At 51.6% G+C, this 19,667-nt stretch carries 18 protein-coding genes; 2 read left to right on the top strand and 16 right to left on the bottom strand.

Annotation, left to right across the window (positions count from 1 at the left end; translation table 11 throughout):
• Positions 1 to 146: 146 nt before the first annotated feature.
• The 9 genes from B142_RS0105870 to B142_RS0105835 form a co-directional block, all read right to left on the bottom strand.
• Positions 147 to 1,403 carry an MFS transporter gene (locus B142_RS0105870; RefSeq protein WP_018120618.1) on the bottom strand — a complete coding sequence of 419 codons (1,257 nt, stop codon included), beginning with the start codon at positions 1,401 to 1,403 and terminating at the stop codon, positions 147 to 149.
• 24 nt (positions 1,404 to 1,427) lie between these two features.
• Positions 1,428 to 2,627: a hypothetical protein gene (locus B142_RS0105865; RefSeq protein ID WP_155860944.1), complete on the bottom strand. Its 1,200-nt coding sequence runs from the start codon at positions 2,625 to 2,627 to the stop codon at positions 1,428 to 1,430.
• Between the two features lie 53 nt (positions 2,628 to 2,680).
• Entirely contained in the window at positions 2,681 to 3,649 is a 969-nt protein-coding gene (locus B142_RS12900) for a ThiF family adenylyltransferase (RefSeq protein ID WP_018120616.1), read from the bottom strand.
• Between the two features lie 428 nt (positions 3,650 to 4,077).
• Positions 4,078 to 4,437, bottom strand: a complete 360-nt coding sequence (locus tag B142_RS0105855; RefSeq protein WP_081604940.1) for an integrase core domain-containing protein — start codon at positions 4,435 to 4,437, stop codon at positions 4,078 to 4,080.
• Positions 4,431 to 4,553, bottom strand: coding sequence for a hypothetical protein (locus B142_RS14270; protein WP_367317185.1), 123 nt, complete (start codon positions 4,551 to 4,553; stop codon positions 4,431 to 4,433). Before B142_RS14270 ends, B142_RS0105855 begins: the two co-directional genes overlap by 7 nt.
• Positions 4,554 to 4,599: 46 nt before the next feature.
• Complete coding sequence (locus tag B142_RS12040; protein ID WP_126844186.1) at positions 4,600 to 5,001, bottom strand: IS3 family transposase; 402 nt, start codon at positions 4,999 to 5,001, stop codon at positions 4,600 to 4,602.
• Positions 4,982 to 5,278: a transposase gene (locus B142_RS13995; protein ID WP_236658186.1), complete on the bottom strand. Its 297-nt coding sequence runs from the start codon at positions 5,276 to 5,278 to the stop codon at positions 4,982 to 4,984. The genes B142_RS12040 and B142_RS13995 overlap by 20 nt, the downstream gene beginning before the upstream one ends.
• Before the next feature lie 212 nt (positions 5,279 to 5,490).
• Positions 5,491 to 6,522, bottom strand: a complete 1,032-nt coding sequence (locus B142_RS0105840) for a S1 family peptidase (protein WP_018120615.1) — start codon at positions 6,520 to 6,522, stop codon at positions 5,491 to 5,493.
• A complete protein-coding gene (locus B142_RS0105835; protein ID WP_147579153.1) occupies positions 6,522 to 9,437 on the bottom strand; it encodes a fibronectin type III domain-containing protein in 2,916 nt (971 codons plus the stop codon). The genes B142_RS0105840 and B142_RS0105835 overlap by 1 nt, the downstream gene beginning before the upstream one ends.
• 522 nt (positions 9,438 to 9,959) lie before the next feature.
• Between B142_RS0105835 and B142_RS0105830 the strand changes: the two genes are divergently transcribed.
• Positions 9,960 to 11,099: a sensor histidine kinase gene (locus B142_RS0105830; RefSeq protein WP_018120614.1), complete on the top strand. Its 1,140-nt coding sequence runs from the start codon at positions 9,960 to 9,962 to the stop codon at positions 11,097 to 11,099.
• Complete coding sequence (locus B142_RS0105825; RefSeq protein WP_018120613.1) at positions 11,099 to 11,773, top strand: response regulator transcription factor; 675 nt, start codon at positions 11,099 to 11,101, stop codon at positions 11,771 to 11,773. The genes B142_RS0105830 and B142_RS0105825 overlap by 1 nt, the downstream gene beginning before the upstream one ends.
• Positions 11,774 to 11,894: 121 nt before the next feature.
• Here the strand turns inward: B142_RS0105825 and B142_RS0105820 are convergent, their stop codons facing one another.
• From B142_RS0105820 to B142_RS0105785, 7 genes are all read right to left on the bottom strand, one after another.
• A complete protein-coding gene (locus B142_RS0105820) occupies positions 11,895 to 12,641 on the bottom strand; it encodes a hypothetical protein (protein ID WP_018120612.1) in 747 nt (248 codons plus the stop codon).
• Between the two features lie 3 nt (positions 12,642 to 12,644).
• Positions 12,645 to 13,391 carry a hypothetical protein gene (locus B142_RS0105815; RefSeq protein ID WP_018120611.1) on the bottom strand — a complete coding sequence of 249 codons (747 nt, stop codon included), beginning with the start codon at positions 13,389 to 13,391 and terminating at the stop codon, positions 12,645 to 12,647.
• Positions 13,381 to 14,277, bottom strand: a complete 897-nt coding sequence (locus B142_RS12035) for an ATP-binding cassette domain-containing protein (RefSeq protein WP_018120610.1) — start codon at positions 14,275 to 14,277, stop codon at positions 13,381 to 13,383. The genes B142_RS0105815 and B142_RS12035 overlap by 11 nt, the downstream gene beginning before the upstream one ends.
• Before the next feature lie 347 nt (positions 14,278 to 14,624).
• Positions 14,625 to 14,738, bottom strand: coding sequence for a lacticin 481 family lantibiotic (locus B142_RS13755; RefSeq protein WP_018120609.1), 114 nt, complete (start codon positions 14,736 to 14,738; stop codon positions 14,625 to 14,627).
• Between the two features lie 747 nt (positions 14,739 to 15,485).
• On the bottom strand, positions 15,486 to 16,517 hold the full coding sequence (locus B142_RS0105795) for an LLM class flavin-dependent oxidoreductase (protein WP_018120608.1): 1,032 nt from the start codon (positions 16,515 to 16,517) through the stop codon (positions 15,486 to 15,488).
• A gap of 69 nt (positions 16,518 to 16,586) precedes the next feature.
• A complete protein-coding gene (locus B142_RS0105790; protein WP_018120607.1) occupies positions 16,587 to 18,584 on the bottom strand; it encodes a TRAP transporter permease in 1,998 nt (665 codons plus the stop codon).
• Complete coding sequence (locus B142_RS0105785) at positions 18,584 to 19,582, bottom strand: TAXI family TRAP transporter solute-binding subunit (protein ID WP_018120606.1); 999 nt, start codon at positions 19,580 to 19,582, stop codon at positions 18,584 to 18,586. The genes B142_RS0105790 and B142_RS0105785 overlap by 1 nt, the downstream gene beginning before the upstream one ends.
• Positions 19,583 to 19,667 lie beyond the last annotated feature (85 nt).

Genomic DNA, 19,667 nt, shown 5'->3' with positions numbered 1-19,667 from the left:
ATTGCACCAGGAGTGCCGCCTGCGCGTGTTGCAGCATGAAGAGCCAAGCGCGGCGGAGGCCGGGTGGTTGTTTTAGTTGCCACCCGGCATCATGGCATGGCTGGTACTGGAATCGGGGTGGGGTGAACGCCTCAGCAAAAGTGTCATCAATTACTGGTTGGTGTAGGAGAGAGCTTGCGCAGCTGGGAGGAAGTAAGCAGCCAGGAAACGGAAGCACCTATTCCAATAATACTGATCATGAGCACGCTGTGAATAGGAAGATAGAGCACTGCTAGCGTGGCAAGGGCTGCACCAATTGGGTCGACTCCCCAGGTAAGTAGTCGAATCGCAGCTGAGACACGGCCGAGGATAGCTTCAGGGACTAGTTGCTGCTTGAGTGTTTCGCTTGCTGCAACATTAACCAGGACAGCGCAGGCCCAGAGCCCGAGGGAAGCGCTCAGTACCAACATAGAAGCGAATTGATCAAGAAGGGGCAGGATAAGGATACCTGCCCCGGATAGTACTGGTAGCGCTAATGTCACAGACAGCAATACAACTGGGCGGATTTTCTTGATTGACCAGTCAGAGATAAAGACACCACATAAGCCAACAACCCCAGCGATACTTGCTGCTACGCCAATCTCGGCTGCAGACAGGTTTGCGTATCGTAGAGCAAATACAACATATAGGGCTTGTATAGCACTGGTGAACAGGTTGAAATGGGCTATGGCTAGGGTGATTGGTCTTTGTATGGGATCAGCGAGCAGGAAACGAATCCCTTCTCGAGCTCCCATGATTTGTGAGAAAACATGTTGATTCGATGAGTTGAGTTTAGGTTTTCTTTTAAATATGGGGCGCAGACTAAAAGGTCCGATGCTGGCTATTGCGTAGAAAACCATGAGTAAACAAAATAAAGTCGCCGATCCTGTATAGGACAGTAGTATTCCTGCTAATGAACCTGCGCCAATATCTGCTGCAGAGCGTAAGGCGGCAATCCAACTATTTGCTTTGCCTAAATGATGAGTATGGACAACTTGTGGGACGACAGCTGAAAATGCACTATCGTATAAGGCGGTCATTCCGCTGATTGCAAACCCTATGATGAGTAAATGCCATAACGCGAGTGCATCGGTGGCTGCGGCAAAAGCAGCGAAGCCACATATCATGGCACGTGTTAGGGATAAAGCGCCAAGGAGTTTGTCTTGGCGTCGTAGATCAGTAAGACTTGCCCCGAGGATTAAAAAGGTAAGTAAACCCAAACCGACGAAGGTATTGATTAGCCCAATTTGTGCATCAGTAGCTTGGAATGTAGAGACTGCTACTATGGGAAGTGCAAAAATAAGCATTTGAGCTGATAGCACTGATACACCTTCGCAAGCCCACAACCTCGAAAATGTTCTCGACCAAAGTTTATTTTCTGCCATATTGATTCCTTAGAGTCGAAGATTTTACTCAGTAATATTTGATAGTGGGAAGCGTCCACTAGGGCTTATTGGCATCATATACTTCGAGCGAAACCTGAGTTCCAAACGGCCGAGAACAATTTTACGTTCCTCTTCATCTATCTGGGTTTCAAGCTCTACTACATGTGCCAAATCTGCCTTTGGTTGCGCAATCAGGCTTGTTGCTAAGGCGTGTGTTCTAGACGGTGCCATTTGTTTACTAAGATAGCGTATTGAATTTGGAATCCTCCCCCATATCCCTGGAAACATTGGATACTCTAAACATAGTGTGTATCCATCAGATGTATCCACTTGCCCTTGGACCAAATCTAAATACCTAATCAATTTTTTAGACAACTTGAGGTCGCAAGCGTCAATAATCGTATCTGCCATTTCATTGTTTGGCGAATAGTTTGTATAGTACAAGGGCCTTTTCACATTACCTATGTCCGCAAGATCACTAATACGGGAATTTTGATTGGTGAAATTTTCTTGTATTACACGAGAGTGAACGGAAGAAACTCCTGGTAAGCTTGTATCAGCATTCTTTATTATATTAAATATGTGCTTGTATTCATTTGGTGGAACGTTCACCCCAGCCTGTAATGTGTAAACAAACGGTGACTGGTTATGGTTAGGAGAAAAAGGCCCGGAATCGTCTTTACGAAAAAATTCCGTTGGAACCCCTATTCCCCAACCAATATCTAGGTGTCCTTTGTCGTATAAGCACCTACCTTCAGCTCTGTTTTTTGTATGTATAAGCTCAAAAGCACACGCATCTACATTTACAGGTTTCAATAATGCAGTGTGCTTATCAAGTCTCTCAAGTTGATATGGTCCAATGTGTTGTTTACATAGGCTATCTATCGCAAAACCTTGCCAGCACATAAATGTGTCTAAGTCTGCTATCGGAAGCCTTGTTTTAAGCACTAACTGCTGGTTAACTATTGCGATTTCATCTAATAATAAACTTACCCAGTTGCTTCTGGTTGCATTGCATATTTTAGCAATGTGTTTTGCAATGCAGCACAACCCGGTGTCGATGTCAATGTTGTTGGGCCAGTCCGGACCGGTAGAATAACACCAACGGTATCTGTCAATCCGCTTTCCATAAGTTAGCAGCGTTGGCACTAGATTTCCATCCAAATCCTCCATAATCAAAGGTAACTCTAACTGGGTGCTTAGGAAATAATCGTGGAATTCCACTAAGGGTAGTTTGAGATGGCTGGTTGCATCAACCTCTAATCGTAATCGGTTCTTCATAAGTAAATCTGTTCCGTTAGTGCAAAAGATGGGTAGCCTTGTCGCCGAGTGGAAACTAGCACCTTATCGTATTCAACCTCTTCGTATAGTCCGGTCAAGTGAAATAGCATTTGCTCTGCTAGAAGTGCTGACACATAAGCATTATTGGTCGATGAAGAGGCTTGAATGGGACTACGACCGGATATATCATTACGCACATCAAACGACTCTTTAGGTGACCAGGACGAAAATTGTCGGCTGTAGATAGGTGAAGCATATGTTTTATCGAATCCAGTAAAGGCGAAAGCGCAGTCTATTTTTGATTCCCAAAGCTCGTCTAATAGCATAAGAGGGGTGGTCAGTGTTGGCCCGTCGAAAGCCACAAGTACAAAATCAGTTTCGGTATTGAAAATAGAGTTTGGTTTTTGGCCTAAATAATCTGTTACATTTGTTTCTATATTTAGCTCAGGGAATGTGCTAATAAGGTTTCTCCGGGCACTGTCAACCTTAGAGGCTCCTATATCTTTATTATTGAATAATATTTGACGATTTAAGTTGCTTTCCTCAACAGAATCTCCATCGATAAAAGTAAACCGCTTTATCCCTCCACCAGCTAAAAGCCTGGCCACTACAGTGCCTATACCACCTAATCCGATTATAGTCACGTGCATATCACTAAGATTATGTAATTTCTCCTGCCTGCAGTCCAGAGTGGAAAAAGCAGACCAGTAGATGAACTGGCGTTCTGTTGCTGGACAACTATGTGTGAGCTTCCGTACAATAACTGAGTGTGACACTAGTAATTCAATTAAATTCTTGTCAAATTCGTTTAAATTCAGGCTTTTCTTAGTGAGTAATTCTCTAATTGGTTCAGCGCTTTCAGTTAACTCCAGTTTGAGTTGTTTACTCTCAGACTGTAGTTTCAGTTGCTTTCCGCTTGCCGATACTGTCCATCGTGGCGACAGTATATATTGAACTTCGGCCATTACATCCTTTCTAAAAGGGTGTCGACCGCCTGTAGTAGCCGACACCCAGCCTTAAGTATTGTTTACTGCTTTAGCAGCGGTGAACAAGAGCTTCAACTAGCTCAACATCCTTTTCTTCAATGTTGATAATCATGGACTACACCTCCTTGTTTAGCTTGACTGATGACCAGCATACATGATTTGTCTCACACTAGGTGGTGATTTGGTTTTAAATCTCAGATTGAGTTGATTATTTCTTCTTATGTTCCTCTGGTCGGAGAGGATAAAACATGAATTGAGCTGTGTGCTTTGTCAAGTTGAGGTGATCCAAACGGGCTTGGATTTTTGGTCTATTTGGGCGGGGGTTGGGTCCAGATACGCGTGTGGGAGAGTTATTTTATGGGTGCGTAGCCTGGTCGGCAGCTGGTGAAGTGCCCCGGGTTTTGTTCCTAGGCATCTACCTTGTTTTCCATTATTTCCCGGGACCCATCTTGTTCCCAAAACGCGTCCTCAACCTCAACCGGGGTTCGGTACCCCAAGCTTTGATGGAGCCTAGTCTCGTTCCACCATGACACCCACTCGAATGTCGCGATTTCTACCTCGACAACATCATCCCACCTGCGGGTATGAATCAGCTCGTTCTTGTAGGAGCCGTTCACGTTTTCAGCTAGAGCATTGTCATACCAGTCACCAAAAGTCCCGGTGGAAGCGGCAATCCCGTGCTGGGCAAGTTGCTCGTTGTAGACCACGCTGACATACTGCGACCCGTGATCTTCAATGGTGCACCAAACCTGTCGTTTCTTCAGCACACACTATTGCCTGGTTGAGAGCTTGCAGCGGCAGTGCTTGAAGTGCGCATCGAGTCTGATAACGCCCAACCGACAATCCTTCGGGAGAACACATCGGTGACAAACGCGGTGTACACAAAACCTTTCTTCGTGCGCACGTAAGTAATATCGGCCACCCACAACTTATTTTAGGCCCTGACCTTTAAATTCACGCTCGACCAAATCCGGGCGCGTATCCACCGTCTTTGACCTACGAGTGGTCACCGGTGACCGGCCTTTGCCTTTGCCAGAAACACCAACCAAACGCATCAGCCGGGCGGTGTGCTCACGGCCGATATCAATTCCTTCACGGCGAAGAGCATGCCACATTTTTCGCACACCGTAGACACCGTAATTAGCTTGATGAACAGCACTAATGCGTTCAACCAGCACGCCATCGCGAAGGCGACGAGCACTAAGCCCACGAGCTTTGGATTGGCGATCACCACGCGAGGTAATGAAGCCACCTTCGCGATTGTTCTTCAACGTCGTGCAGATGAACTCGACTGTGAAACGATTCCGGTATTCATCGATGAACCGGATCATTTCCGACGTTTTGGGTCTGGTTCCGATGCGAAAAAGCTGAAGCAGCCGTCAACAGTTCGTTGGTATCTCGTAGCTTGTGGTTTTTACGTCGCAGCCTGGAGATTTCGGCTTGCATATCCTCTGGCATGCGTTCGACAACACGTCCTTCGCGTCGAACGGCTTGCGTCCATTGTTTTGCTGTGTGCCATGAAACCCCCAGCTTTGGGGCTACTGCCTGGCACGCGGATTGCATCGACATATTTTCCGCCAAGATGCGGTCTTCCACGAGACGGACCACTCGGTCCTTTGCATCCTGGTCAAATTTTCCTTGGCATGTTCCAGATTTTCCCATCTACTTAAACGGAACAAAACCCGGGGACGCTTCAGAGGAGGCCGGGTGGTTGTTTTAGTTGCCACCCGGCATCATGGCATGGCTGGTACTGGAATCGGGGTGGGGCCGGGAAGGATCTACCCCAATTTTAATTACAACCCGAAAGCTTCTGCGCTGAGCTACAGCAGCCTGTAGCCGCCGTCGTTAAGGAATTGCGCAATCGGTTGCGCAACCTGATGGATAGCATCTTCTTTCAAACCACCCGAGACGATACCCACCGGGAAGACGTTGCCGTTGTGGGTGGCAAAAACCGGTCCGCCGGAGTCGCCGGGCAGAGAAATCGCGTTGTAAATCAACTGCCCGTCAGCGCCGAGGCCATAGTATGGCCCGCACGAAAGACCAGTTCGCGCGCCCATTCGGCACAGCCGTGGCTTGTGCTCTTCCGTCCAGTTGGTGTTCTGCACCGTAGCGGTGGTCATCTGCTGGTTTTTCCAAAACAGCTGCACCCGGGCATCCACCATCGCGGGATTGTCGATTTTGATCAGCCCTTTGTCGTAGCGCCCGATGTCGCCGTGGTTTTGAAACTCTGAATACGTCATCGTTCCCACCACGTGCTGCCTGCCCTCAGGATCTTCCATGCTGAAGACATCGCCTTCCCGGCCACAATGCCCGGCGGTCAGGATGAACTGCTCGCCATTCTTTTCGACGATCCATCCCACCGAACAATACGATCCCAGCCGGGTATTCGTGATGCGCGCACCTGGGGTGATCTTTCCGGGATTCTCGAGGAATTGAAAAGCTTCACCTTCGGCGTAGATCTTTTGCCCGCCGACCTCATGCCAATCGATGTTTTGCTCACGGCTGAAGATCGGAACCTTAGTGATCTTTTCGACAACCTTCGGTTGCTGTTCGGGCTGGGCAGGGTCTTGCACCGGCGGCATCTGCGGCAGTTTTGGCAGCGGCTGTGGAGCCGGATCTTTCGGCGCAGGTGCCGGCTGTGGTTGTGGTGCAGGCTTCGGCGCGGGAGCAGGACGGAAGGATTGCCACGGGGCATTGCTGGATCCAAAGCTAGATTGCGCAGCGGCGATACTCTCACCACCGAGGTGGAAAGTTCCGCTGAGCACCCCGGCGGCCAGACAGGCCGTGAGCAGCAGGCGTCCGGCTCGCTTCTGACTGCGAGCAGGTGCCGCAGTTGGTGTGTGCGTGAGCATTAGCGGCGCCCTCCGAAGAGGTTCTGGAAGAAGCGTTCCGCGCTGGTCAGGAATTCATTGACAACCGGGACGTTATGACGCAATCCCTGCAGCGCGGCACCGATGCCTGCGAATACCAAACCGATTCCGCCGATAGCAGCGATTGCGGTGAGCCAATTGTTGGTCGACTTTTGGGTTGGCGGGATGCTTGGTGTCGGCTCTGGTGTGGTTTCTGGTTTCGTCTCTGGCTGTGTTTCCGGGGTGTTGCTTGGTGGAGTCATCTCCGGAGCCTGGCCTGGGGTTTCGCCTGGTGCGCCTGGGTTGGTTGGTGCTTCTGGAACACCTGGAGTTCCCGGAGCCGCTGGAGCTACCGGCCCGTTGGTGACGACGAGATCCTGGGCTGTATCGAGCTCGCGGTTAGTTTGCGACAACGCATGTGCAGCCAGCGTGCCGATCACATACTGCTCATTCGGATCCAAAGCGTTGCCCGGAATGTTGATTGTCTTGACGAAGCTGCCGTTGTTCAGCTCGCGCATCTGCACCCATTCGGCGGCAACTGGACGGCCCACCGGTGCAGACTTGCCGACGTTCCACTGCGATTTCTTATACACCGCAACATAGACACCCTGCGAGGCGCCTTCGCCGACGAACCCCGCACCGCGGACAGTAATGTCACCACCCGTGGCAGCATTCACCGTCGTTGTGGAAACATCCAGTGTCGGAGTGGCAACTGCCCCGTCTTTGACTTTGAGTAGAACGGCGGAGTCGTATTCGTGGTTGCCGTGCTTGTCGACGCTTGCCACGAAGTATTTTTTCTTCGGGTTCAGCGTGTTAGCTGGGATTTCCAGGTTCTGCGAGAACTTACCATTGGTGACCTTAGCCGTCGTAGAAGCCAGGGCTTTCTTGGCGGTGTCGGCGGTGAACCTACCGTCGTCAGGGACATCGGTGCTTTCCAGGACATAGAGATTCATCTCTTTGCCGTTCAAGTAGCCGGTGCCGTTGACGGTGATCGTGTTTGTTTTGCGGCTATCCAGCGGCGTCTCTGGGAACAGGGTCAAGTCAGGGTCGATGCCTTGTTCTGGGGTTTCTGACAGGAAGATTCCGGAATATGCAGACCACTCGGTTTCGCCTTTTTCGGTGATGACCTTGATCTGACCGCGGTAGCGCTGACCTTTCTTCAGTCCGGTGAACTCGGCGTAGCCGTTGGCGATTTCACTTGGGGTGATGAAGTCGTCGCTTTCCTGGTTGCCTTTGTCGTCGACAGGCACCAGGCGAGCTTCAACTTTCGTGATGTCCTCGTAGCCAGCTAGCGAGTAGAACAAACCGGCCTTGGAATAGTCCTTCGCCGATGCCGGGCTGATGCGCGGGGCATCAGGGGTTTTCAGTGTGGAAGTTGCCGGCTTCTCAGAGGTGGAGGGCTTGGATGGCTTCGATGGTTTGGGCGGGGTGGCTGGCTTTTCGGGTTTGGAAGGAGCAGGTGCAGGCTTCGCAGCTGGTGGCTGCGGAGCGTCAGGGTCGACCACGGTGACGGAATCGCTGAATTTTTCTTCGGTCCATTGATCGGGACCGAAGAAATCAGTGCTCAAGTTTGCTTTCACGCCTACTCGGTAGACGCCTGGTTCTCGTCCAACGAACTGAGCACTAGAGACCTGAGGTCCCTGGTCAAGGTGGTTGACATACTTGTATTGGTCACCATCCTCGCGATACAGCGTGATTCGGATACTAGAGCCACGCTTGTCATTTTCAGCTAATTTCCACTCGGCTTTAACCGTCTGATTCTCGGCAGTCGCGTTGACCTCCGACAAAGACTGCGAAACCAAATTCACTCGCTCCGCAAGATCTAGGCGACGGTCAATTGGCAACATGTTTCCGCCTGCCAAGGTGCCGACCTGGTAGGAATCACCTTGGGCAAGGTTAATTTCACCTGGTTTGATCTGAATCTTCTTGGTGAAAGCACCGTCTTTGATTTCATCAGGTTTGACGAGAACTGAGACACCTTTCTTCTCGATGTCGCGAGGCAGTTCTCCTGGGGTCCATTTGGAGGCTGCCCAGAATACGATGTAGACGCCCTCTTTTGCTGCTGGACCAGTGTATCCAGAGCCAGATACAGTGAATTCTCCGCCTTTTGCGAGGTCGATGGTGTCAGTGTCAAGCGTGAATTGCGGGGCAGGATCTTCTGAAATGGTGAGGGGCAAACTGGTTTCGGAAGGTCGAGAATTTCCGGACGCGCTCTGTGCTTCTACGGTAGCGGTGTAGGAGACTCCGGCTTTGAGGTTCGGGAATTCTGCAAAGTTGTCTGGATAGGTGCTGGTGCCGGTGACTTTTTGCTCCAACACTGCGGAACCGTCGTCTGGACGCAGTTTTACAACGTAGGTGTGAATTCTAGTAGTGCCGGAAGATCGACGGTCCCACTCGACGCGGGCAGTTTTATTCTTTTTTACCTGCAGATATGGCTTATGGGGAGCTTCAGGAACTTGCGACTTGTCACTGATGGATACGACGTGTGATTGGCTGAACTGGGAGTTAACAGCTTTACGGACGGCGAAAACTCGGACAACGTAATCACCTGGCGCTACACCGGCGAACTGGTGACGAGTCGAATGATTAGAGACAAATTCATCTTTGATAGGCCGAATTGTTTGCGGCTGCCCATTTTTTACTTCCAAAAGTTGGACTTGGTAATACTCAGTGCCAAAATCTGCAGGCGCATGAGACCATTCAGCAGTGATCAAGCGTGCTTCGGCGAGCACTCCGGTCAGCTTCGGACCTTCTGCGCGGGAAGTATCTTGGTCCTCGGTCGAGGCTTGTGGCTCCTGAGCAGCAGGAGGAGCAGAAAACTCTTGTGCGTGTGCGGGAGTGAGTGTGCCGAAACCAAGCGACAGAGAGGTTAAACCTGCCACCGTTACCTGCATCCAGAGGCGCCGATTATTGTTCACAGTAAGAGCAATCCTTTCAAGGAAGTGGGAATAGAGTGAAACTCTATTGAAAATCAGTTAAAGGTTAGCCTTAGTTTGTGAACTTAAGCCAGGCCAACCTTGGTGATGTTGAACACTCTGTGCACTAGATGTCTGATGGTGAATAGCTGGGCGTAGGGGCACTGTGATGGCAGTCAGTTTCATCTGTAAATCACGTGTCGGGTGATATCGAACCTGAATTCAGCAGCAATATTCCCTGGCATGGCCGTTCTTATTGCGGAGGGGTAGTTCGGATGCGCTTCGGTTTGTTCTCTTCCTAAGCGAATTGAACTATGGCAAACTACGTGTTGCTAAGCGAGGACAATTTCAGTCGGTCAGGTATATTTCTTGGTGATAATTATGATCACCAAAGCCTACTAACTCGAGGTATCCCAGCGCTGTCAAGTGAATGAGAATGTGGGCAAGATTCTGAACATACGGTAAGTAGTCCCAAACCAATTCTGTAAAAGGCTGCTTTATGCGGAAGGTCGAACTCTTTTAGCTATGCGCTATAATGTAATTCCGGTGACGGCGTGGTATTTCACGCTCGCTATCTTGACTTTAACGGTTTTCGTGAGTGCTGCCGCCGACAGCTCACTAGCCGAAATCGCAATTGTGCTAGCAAGCCTTTGTGCTGTAATCGCTGTGCCCCGTACTCCAGCCATATCAGCGTTGACCATGGTTTTTATTACCGTCGCAATCTCGTTGTTCAACGACCTCGGAAGCATTATTACGCCAGTGAGCATCGGAATTGTCGCGGGTGTACTCGGCTACAAAGGGTACCCCCGCTGGGGTATCGTGTATGCACTAGTGATCCTAATATTCGCAACTATAGACCTCGAGAACAAGAAAATCGTTTTTGAAGCCCTCATGGGTAGCGCTTTGTTAGCTATATTTCTTTTCGCCCCACTGATAGGCGGGTACATTCATGGCGCCAGAGAACGTAATCACGAAGCTGAACGCGTTCGCTTCGAAGCAGCGTTGGAACGTCACCGCCGGGCAACTATTCATTCTTTGCATGACTCAGTAGCAAGTACTCTCACGTCGTCAATTTTGCGAGCTGAAAGTNTCGCTCTCGAACCCGATATCAGCTCCAGTATTAAAGAGAACATTCAACTCATCTCTCAAGAAAACCGCAAAGCAATCACCCAAATCCGCGAACTTATCCAAGTTCTTCACTCAGAAAATATGGAGTACCCTAGCCTTCAGGTGGACACCACTTTTGAGGAGCAACTCAACGAATTCGAGACTCTATTACGCAGTCATAATTTCAAAGTTGAAACGGCCAATGGTGAGCTCAGTCGGGAGGTAATCGCCTCTGTTCCGGTGCTGACAATGCCCGTCATGAGGGAACTGGCTGCAAACATCATCAAGTACGGTGTCTCAGGTAGTAGGGTGTATGTCGACATCACCGTGTCCGAAAAAAGTCTTTTTGTTGAAGTTCGTAGCACGATTGGCGCAGCGCAATCCCCAACTTATCTCAGCACTGGCTTAGGGCTGAAAGAAATTCAAAAAGAAATGAAACTTCACGACGGCGAATTTACTTGGGGCTCTCAAGGAAGCGTATGGTTCTCGCATTGGACTATTCCCCGAAAAGGAAAAAGTCGTGGTGCACATAAGTCAGAAAGAAAGTATCGTCTATAATGCCTCACTCTCCGTACCGGCTACTCATCGTTGATGACGACCAACTTGCCCTTCAAGCGCTTTCGCGTTATTTCTCAAATGCAGAAGACTTCGTCGTCGTAGCAACAGTCTCCAGCGGCGAGCAAGCACTCGCGGAGCTTCGCCAGGGGCCTGTCAATGTTGTGTTGGCAGACATCCATATGCCCAATATGAATGGTTTGGCTTTACTCGATGAAATAATGGCTCTGCCAAGTCCACCAGTGTTTATTGCCATTACTGCACTCGACAACGACGAGACACTTATGAAGGTTCTAGGTAACGGAGGATCGGGATACATCCTCAAAAGCCAGACCCCAGATTCCGTTATCCAATCCGTTCGTGACGCGGTTTCTGGAGGTTTAGTGGTTTCTCCCAACGCGATGCAACATCTCATCAGTAAAATTCCTAGCGCACAATCTGAAACTACACGTCCTATGACTTTGCTAGAAAAACTGACGTCTCCATCCTCGCAGCTTCCCCCGGCAGACCAAGAAACTCTCAGGTTGCTTTGTCGAGGTAAATCTAATATAGAGATCGCGCAAGAAATGCACTACTCAGAATCTGCAACGAAAAAACGAGTATCTAAGCTCATTCATCAGTTTGGTGCTAGCTCTCGACTTGATTTGGTCGTGGCTTTGCTCAATCCAGATGAATAATAGTCCGATGAAAGCGAGGGAGTGGGCTTGACCCCCGACGTGTCCACTTTCCGGGGGCAGGCCCGGCCAATAGGCAATCAGTCTCGGTCTGCTGATAGGCAGTTCTAGGTTTGGGCAGCATCTATGACACCTCATTTTGCGCCAGAGTTAGGGTCTTGCGCCACATGGAGATCGTGCTAACCGCCCCAAGGGCAAGGCTGACAGCCAAGACCAGCCACGAACCTACAGATAGGTCGAGGAAGGGGTAGCCGACCGCGGAAGTGATAGCGCCGAGCGGGTTGTAGGTTGCCAACCGAGCAAACTTAACCAGCATGACAGCGCTGAGTATGGTAAGTGCCAGACAGGCAGCAAAACCGAGGCTGAAATCGCCGACCCTTATGTAGATCGCAGCGCAGATTAATCCCCATGCGACTACCGCGATAATGTTGCGCAGCGCCAATACCGCGATGGTGGGGGCGGCGAATTGTGGAGCTACATCGCTAAGCGTTGTGGCAATAAGCCAGCCTGCAACTAACGCCGCAGAGAGTATGACACCCAACGCGGCGAGGGAGACGATGAGCGCAGCGATCTTGTAGCCCGCGTGTTGGCCGCGTGATCGAAGCATGTCGACCATCTGGCTATGGAACTCTGCTTTGATAAGAGTGCCGGTCAAGATCGCGACGATGACGGGACCAATGAATAAGGCATAAAGCTGTGTTGCTGCGGAGGCCCAGGCACTTTCGGCTAGCTGCTCCGGGTGTATAACGTCACCGTTTGTTCTGATAAAAGACATGGATGTAATGGTTGCCACGCACGTAATGAGCGCTGATCCTGCGAGATAGCCCCATAGAGGTTTAGCCTTTTTGAGTTCTAACCAGTAAAAATTCATGTTTTACTTCTCTTTTCCAAGCTGGTTCTTCAGGTATCCAAAGAGACTAAGTGCGACTAGAATTGCGGCGACGAGTGAGAGGCCGAGCCCAAATGTGGAATCGGGGTTGGGCTCATAACCCAAGAGTGGTTGTGTCACATCTACATCTTTGAACGGGTTGCCTGAGACTAATCCTCCCATTGGCAATGCAGCCAATGCCAGGGGGGGTTTACCGATGAGAGAAACACCAACCACAGATAATGCGAGAGCAGCAGTAGCAGCAGGAACCAATCCTCCTAATCTCAAGTGCACGCTGGCGACGGTGAATACGGTGCTGATTACGGAAATCAACAAGCCAAAAAACATGGGAATAACGTCAAAGGCATCAGCGGCTGAGTAATGAAAGGCGACGAGTGCTCCTAGCGTGCCGACATAGCCTAGCGCCCACACGATGAGGAATAGGAGCGCTGAGCTGAGACGGAAAGCCAAAAGGTGCCCAATTTTTCCATTCCGCGCTCGGGTGACACCCCAAATCCCGTTTTCTTGCTCTTCTGATACGTATAGGTGAACTATGGCGAACACTACTAGTGGCATTGTGAACAGTGCGACTGCAACTGCTTGACTTATCATGCCCGCCGCGCTGTCTACTGCGGCATTCTCGCCGCCGCGTAGACCGACGTTGGCAACCATCATCCAGACCACAGTGGCGACGACGCCGAGCACGGTAGTGATGGATGCTTTTCTCAGGAGGAGCGATTGTTTATCCAACATGAGCCGTCCCTAGGGTCATTTCGAAGAATTTTTCTTCCAGCGACGGTGCTTTCACACAGGCTGACTGCAGGGGAACTCCAGCGGCACTGGCTGCGGCGATAAGGCTCGGCATGTCCACTTCCGATTGGAGTGAAAAGCCGCCGTTGTCTTCTGAAGTGAAGTTCAGGTTATGATCCAGCAACCAGCTACGGAGTACTTCGGGAGCGGGAGATTCTAATAGCGTCTTTTCGTCGGCAAGCAGATCTGCAATGCGACCCGAGTAACGGATGGTGCCTTGGTCAAGGATACCTACATGTGTCGCAACGTTTTGCATTTCTGACAAAATGTGACTGGACACCATAATCGTGATATCTCGGGTTGTGGGGAGCTGTTGTATAAGCTTGCGAATTTCAACGACACCATTTGGGTCGAGCCCATTAGTTGGCTCGTCGAGAATAAGAAATTCTGGCTTCCCCAGCAATGCGAGTGCAATACCAAAGCGCTGTTTCATACCAAGGGAATAATTTTTCATCGGTCTTGTCAACGATGGATCAAGCCCTACAGTATCCAGAAGGTCACGAGTGTTAGAAGCATCTACTCCAAACAGTCGTGCCAAGTAGCAGAGATTTTCGAGTGCACTCAACGATGGGTAAAACTTCGGGCTTTCGATAAGCGAGCCAATGTTTGTGGGCTTGCCAGGCAGACCATCGTTGGAGGAAAATGCAAAGGCACCATTGTTGAATGGCTGTATGCCGACTAACCCTTTCATGAGAGTACTCTTTCCTGAACCGTTGACGCCTAGCAGCGCGTATATTGCGTGCGACGGTACAGTCATGTCGATATTTTTGAGGACGCGGTGGGCACCGAACGACTTGCTTACACCTGTCACGTTAAGTTGATATGCCATGTAGAATTTTCCTTTACCACTCGGGAGTTACTATGCCGACGGAATTGTTGGGCTCTAGTGCGCAGAGGATGCCGGTTGAACCGACCAGGAGTCCCTTGGAATGTTGCGACATTCCGGTTGCGTTGAGCGCACCGGTAGTTATAATCTGCTGTGCAAGTTCTTTTCGGAATGAAGCAGTAGCGATAGCTAGTTGCTTTCGGTACACAAGAAGTTCTGCACGGAGATCCTGAATTTGTTCTGAAGACATGGTCGGAGCTCTCTTTTAAAAAAATTTGAAGAGTTTAGTCAACTGCAGGATCCGCTGTATACACCGTTTGGTGTATACAGCTTCCGTAAGGGGGTATGTTTTAGCAGCAGCCGAGCCAACGAGTTTTGGTATTGGTGTGGCAGTCCTTGGTTAAGGTGACGCCCCAACCTTCCTTGCGGGCGCCGAGAACATCATCGAGTTCCGCGTCGGTCATTGGAGTGATGCAAAGACGGTCTTCTTTTCCATGGTTGTGCTCCTTCAAGCAACTAGGTATTGGATTTGGGTCCCCAGGGGGATGATGTCTTTGTCTCTGCCAACTGGCTTCGACAAGACAAACGTTACGGAGCATTCGGGATACTGGGAAGTTAAAAAATGACTGCTAAGCAATATTTGCAGTGAGTTTTTTCAGAATGGTGTTCTTAAGTTCCCGTGAGGTACTAACAAGTTACGGTAAAATTCGCTTTTTCTGTCGCCTGCTGGCAAAAGGACTTCTATTGCTTGTGTTAACTGCACTGCTAAATAGGCCTGACGATGCTCTAGCTGTGACTAGCCCATTTTATCTCGTTTGTCTGGCTGTTTGTCGAGAGGGGTCGAAAGTTCATAAACTCTCGGATCCGGTTGTGTGGGTAATTTTGTGCGCAGAGCGGGGGTACTGATAGAGGGGTACGTAGCGCTCGCTGCAAGAGGCGGCGGTTTAGTCAACCGCCGACGTGTGACACGCAGGAATCGTCTTCGTGTTTGAGCTTAAGGTTTCTTGGTGGGCGTGGGAGGCTCGCACCATACCGTTTCACTACCGCAGGGTGAATGCTCCGGAATGGGCGCCAGCATCAACGATGGAATGGGATTCTTAGAGGTAAAGATTGCTGGTATACGCCCTGCTGGTTGTCTAGGGGTTTACCGGTTACCTCGGCATAGTGTTGGGCTGACTGCCTGGTCGTCGCCCTATAAAAGAAGCACAGAACTAACGGTTCGCCGGCTCCCAGCCCAAAGCAGGGGCCACATGCTCGGCGAAATTCTGCAGAAGCCGCAGGTTCAGATCCACACCCAGCTGGTTCGGGATCGTCAGCATCAAAGTATCCGCCTCCATCACGGCGGCGTCGTCTTTGAGCTGCTCGATCAATTGCTCCGGCTCGCCGGCATAAGTGCGGCCAAATGTGGACTCATAACCATCAATAATGCCGATTTGATCATTCCCGCCACTCATGCCAAATAACGCACGATCCCGGTCGCTGACAATCGGGAACACGCTACGACTCACCGACGTCCGCGGCGTCCAATCATGCCCAGCCTGCCGCCACGCCTCGTGAAAAGCCTGCAACTGCGCCGCCTGCAACTCACCAAAAGCCTCACCAGTGACCTCCGTCAACAACGTGGAACTCATCAGGTTCACGCCCTGCTCAGCGGCCCACTCGGCAGTTTTCTTCGTTCCAGCACCCCACCAGATATTGCGCTGCAAACCAGGCGAATGCGGCATCACTGGTAGCGGAGTACCTGGCTGGTAAATCGGTGGATACGGATCCTGTGCAGACTTGACGACGGCCTCACCACGCACGCCCTGCATAAACTTCGCGAACTTCTCCCGGGCAAGATCTGCCCCGCGCGGATCGTCGGAACCGGTATAGCCGAAAGCCTCCCAACCACGGTGCGCAGGCTCCGGTGATCCCCGTGAAACCCCCAACGCGACCCGGCCGTCGGCAAGCAAATCCAGTGCGGCGGCCTCTTCTGCCAAGTACAACGGGTTTTCGTAGCGCATATCGATCACGCCGGTACCGACCTCAATGTGCTTTGTGCGCGCGGCAATCGCAGAAAGCAACGGCATCGGCGCCGCCCCCTGTGGGGCAAAATGGTGCACGCGGAAATACGCGCCATTCACGCCAATCTTGTCTGCCTCCACGGCAAGCTCCAGCCCCTGCTTGAGGGTCTGCTGAGCATTAGGCCCACGCTGGCCGGGGAACTTGTAATGGCCGAAGCTGAGGAATCCGAATTTCTTCATGTCACCCAGTGTAGTTGATGTGTCAACAAGGTTCGAGATGGGACGATGGCGGATGCATCAGTTTGCAGTTCAGCGTGCGGATTTCTCCGTGGTTTCGTTGGCGGATTCGCTTCGTTTTGCCAGCAATTGCTGCGCCAGACCAATCACGAGAATACCTACGCCCACTGCGTCGGAAAGCAACCCTGGCAACAACAGCGCCAAACCACCGATGCCGACTAACACGCGCACTACCAGCGGCAAACGCGTGCGCGCGTAGCCTTCGACCGCAGCAGAGAGCATGCACACACCAACGATGGCAGTGCCGACGACCGACGCGCCGCTGGCCCAGGTGACATCTTGCAGCAGCAAGCCCGGGTTGTAGACGAACATGAAGGGAATGAAATAACCAGCAATCGCCAGGCGCATCGCCTGCACGCTGGTTTTCATCGGATCATCGCCCGCCAAACCAGCTGCGGCAAATCCCGCCAAAGCCACCGGCGGGGTGATATTCGCGAACAAACCAAAATAGAACACAAACAGGTGTGCCACCAGCGCCTCGACGCCGAGCTCCGCTAATGCCGGTGCCGCCATCGTGGAGGTGATGATATACGCCGGGATCGAGGGCAGCCCCATGCCCAGAATGATGCAGGCAATCATCGTGAGTACCAGCGAGAGCAACAGGTTGCCTTCACCCAGAATCACGATGGCGTTCGCCAGTTTCACACCAAATCCGGTTAGCGTGACGACGCCGACGATAATGCCGACACAGGCACAGGCAATTGACACCGCCACGGAGGTTTTTGCGCCGTCCGCAAGCGCGTAAATGATGTCTTTGACAGACATGCGCGTATTTCCGCGCAGCTGGGCGATGGCGATGGTTGCCAGGATCGTCAGCAGGGCGGAAAACAGAATGGTCTGCCCGGAAAAGAACAGCATGTAAACCAGAATCACCAGCGGAACCAACAAGTGCCCGCGTTCTTTGAGCACCTCTTTCACTGCCGGCAGGTTCTCACTAGAAATACCGCTCAGACCGTCTTTGACCGCGCGGAAATGCACCTGCATGATCACACCGATGTAGTACAACACCGCAGGTATCAGCGCCGCGATGGCGACCTCCGTGTACTGCATGCCCAACGTTTCTGCCATGATGAATGCCGACGCACCCATGATCGGCGGCAAAATCTGCCCACCGACCGAAGCGGAAGCCTCCACACCGCCGGCGAAATACGGTTTAAAACCAACTTTCTTCATCAGCGGAATGGTAAAAGCACCGGTCGTCACCACGTTTGCGATTGCCGAACCATTGATCGAGCCCAAGAAACCGGACGAAATGACCGCGACTTTCGCTGGTCCGCCACGGGAACGGCCAGCCAGCGCCAACGCGATGTCGTTGAAGAATTGTCCCAGGCCAGATTTCTGCAGCACAGCTCCGAACAGCACGAACAAGAAGATATAAGAAGCGGCGACGGCTACGGCAGTGGAGAAGATTCCCTCGTTGGTCAGGTACAAAAAGTCCAGGATGTCGTCGACCTCGTAGCCGCGGTGCCGGAAGCGCAACGGCCCGTATTGGCCAAACAGAGCAAAAGCCAGAAACACTAGCGACAAAATGGGTAGGGCCCAGCCGGTGACGCGCCGGGAAGCCTCGATAACCAGCACCACCAGCACAGCGGCGAAGACCACGTCTGCGGTATTAGGACTGACGATGCGGTCCAGGATGTCCTGATAATTCAGCCAGATATACACAAATGTTGCGGCCGAAGCGATAATGAGCAGGTAATCGTAGATCGCGATGGATCCGCGCGAGGCCTTCTTGTGTGCGGGGTACAACGCGAAACACAGCATCAAAATCGCGCCAACGTGCAGCGAACGGTGCAACAACGCTGGCGGCGCGCCGAAATAGGCAATGTACATGTGGTACAGCGACACCAGCACGGCGAAAGCGATGAAAATCCAGTGCGTTACCGGAGAGGTGAATTCGCGGGTGCGTGATTCGCGGTCAAACTGCTCGAGTTTCTTGTCGACGTCCGGGGAATCCGACTGGCTTGTCGACGCCCCTGTCGACGCTGTCGGTCTGGTTCTAGTGTTCATTACAGTGCACCTACTTCCTCAAAGTAGCGTCGCGCGCCGGGGTGCAGGTCTAGTACCAGCCCGTCTTCGACGCTATCGAACGTGATCTGTTGGGCAGCTTTTGCAGAGGCATGCAGCTCATCCAAATTTTCAAATAACGCTTTGGTGGCCAGGTAGACGTCTTCTTCTGCGGCATCCTTGCGCACCACGAGTTGGTTCATCATGGCGATGACCGGCACGTCTTCGGTGTTGTCGTAGGTGCCAGCGGGAATTTCCCCGGTGTTGATGATGGGGTATTCCGACAGCAAATTATCTAAACCTGCACCCTCGATGGGCACGATGCGCACGTCTTGCTGAGTGGACAGATCCATGATCGCGGAATTTGGGATGCCGGAGGAAGTGAAGGCGGCGTCGATCTGTCCGTTTTGTAGTTGGTCGGCGGAGTCGGAATAGGACAGGAAATCGACGTCGAAATCGTCGTAAGTCAGGCCAAAGGCATTGAGTAGGATCTTGGCGTTGGCTTCCACACCAGAGTTCGGTGAACCCACGCCGACGCGCTTGCCATGCAGATCATCGACGGTTTTAATGCCCGAGCCTTCCAAGGTGACCAGGTGTAGCCAGTTGGGATACATTGCGGTAATGGCAGCCAGTTCCGGGGTATCGGTTTTGCCTGCGTAGGGGCCGATTCCTTTTTGCGCCTGGTAGACGGCATCGCCCATCACGAAGGCGATTTCTGCGCGGCGCTGGCGTAACAACTCAATATTTTCAATCGAGCCGGTGCTGGGCTGTACTGAGGTGCCGACTTCAAGCTCGTCGCCAAGAATAGTCTCCATGGTGGAGCCGATTTGATAATAGTTTCCGGACGTACCGCCGGAGGCGACCGTGATGAAATCCCAGTCTTGCAGGGTGGCTTTGTCGTGATTATCGCTGGCATTACCGCTGGTGCTGCTGCAGGATGCCACGATTCCAGCGAGCAGGATGATCCAGACTTTGCTGATGATCTTGGTAGATCTGCGCATCCCGTGTTCTCCTTGGAGTTAACTGTCATAAAGCTGTTGTGAGACGTAACACTATCACCGGGGTTACACATTGTATATGCTTACA

This window comes from Corynebacterium propinquum DSM 44285 (assembly GCF_000375525.1).
Classification (GTDB): Bacteria; Actinomycetota; Actinomycetes; order Mycobacteriales; family Mycobacteriaceae; genus Corynebacterium; species Corynebacterium propinquum.
This window is presented reverse-complemented; position numbering and strand designations above follow the sequence as displayed.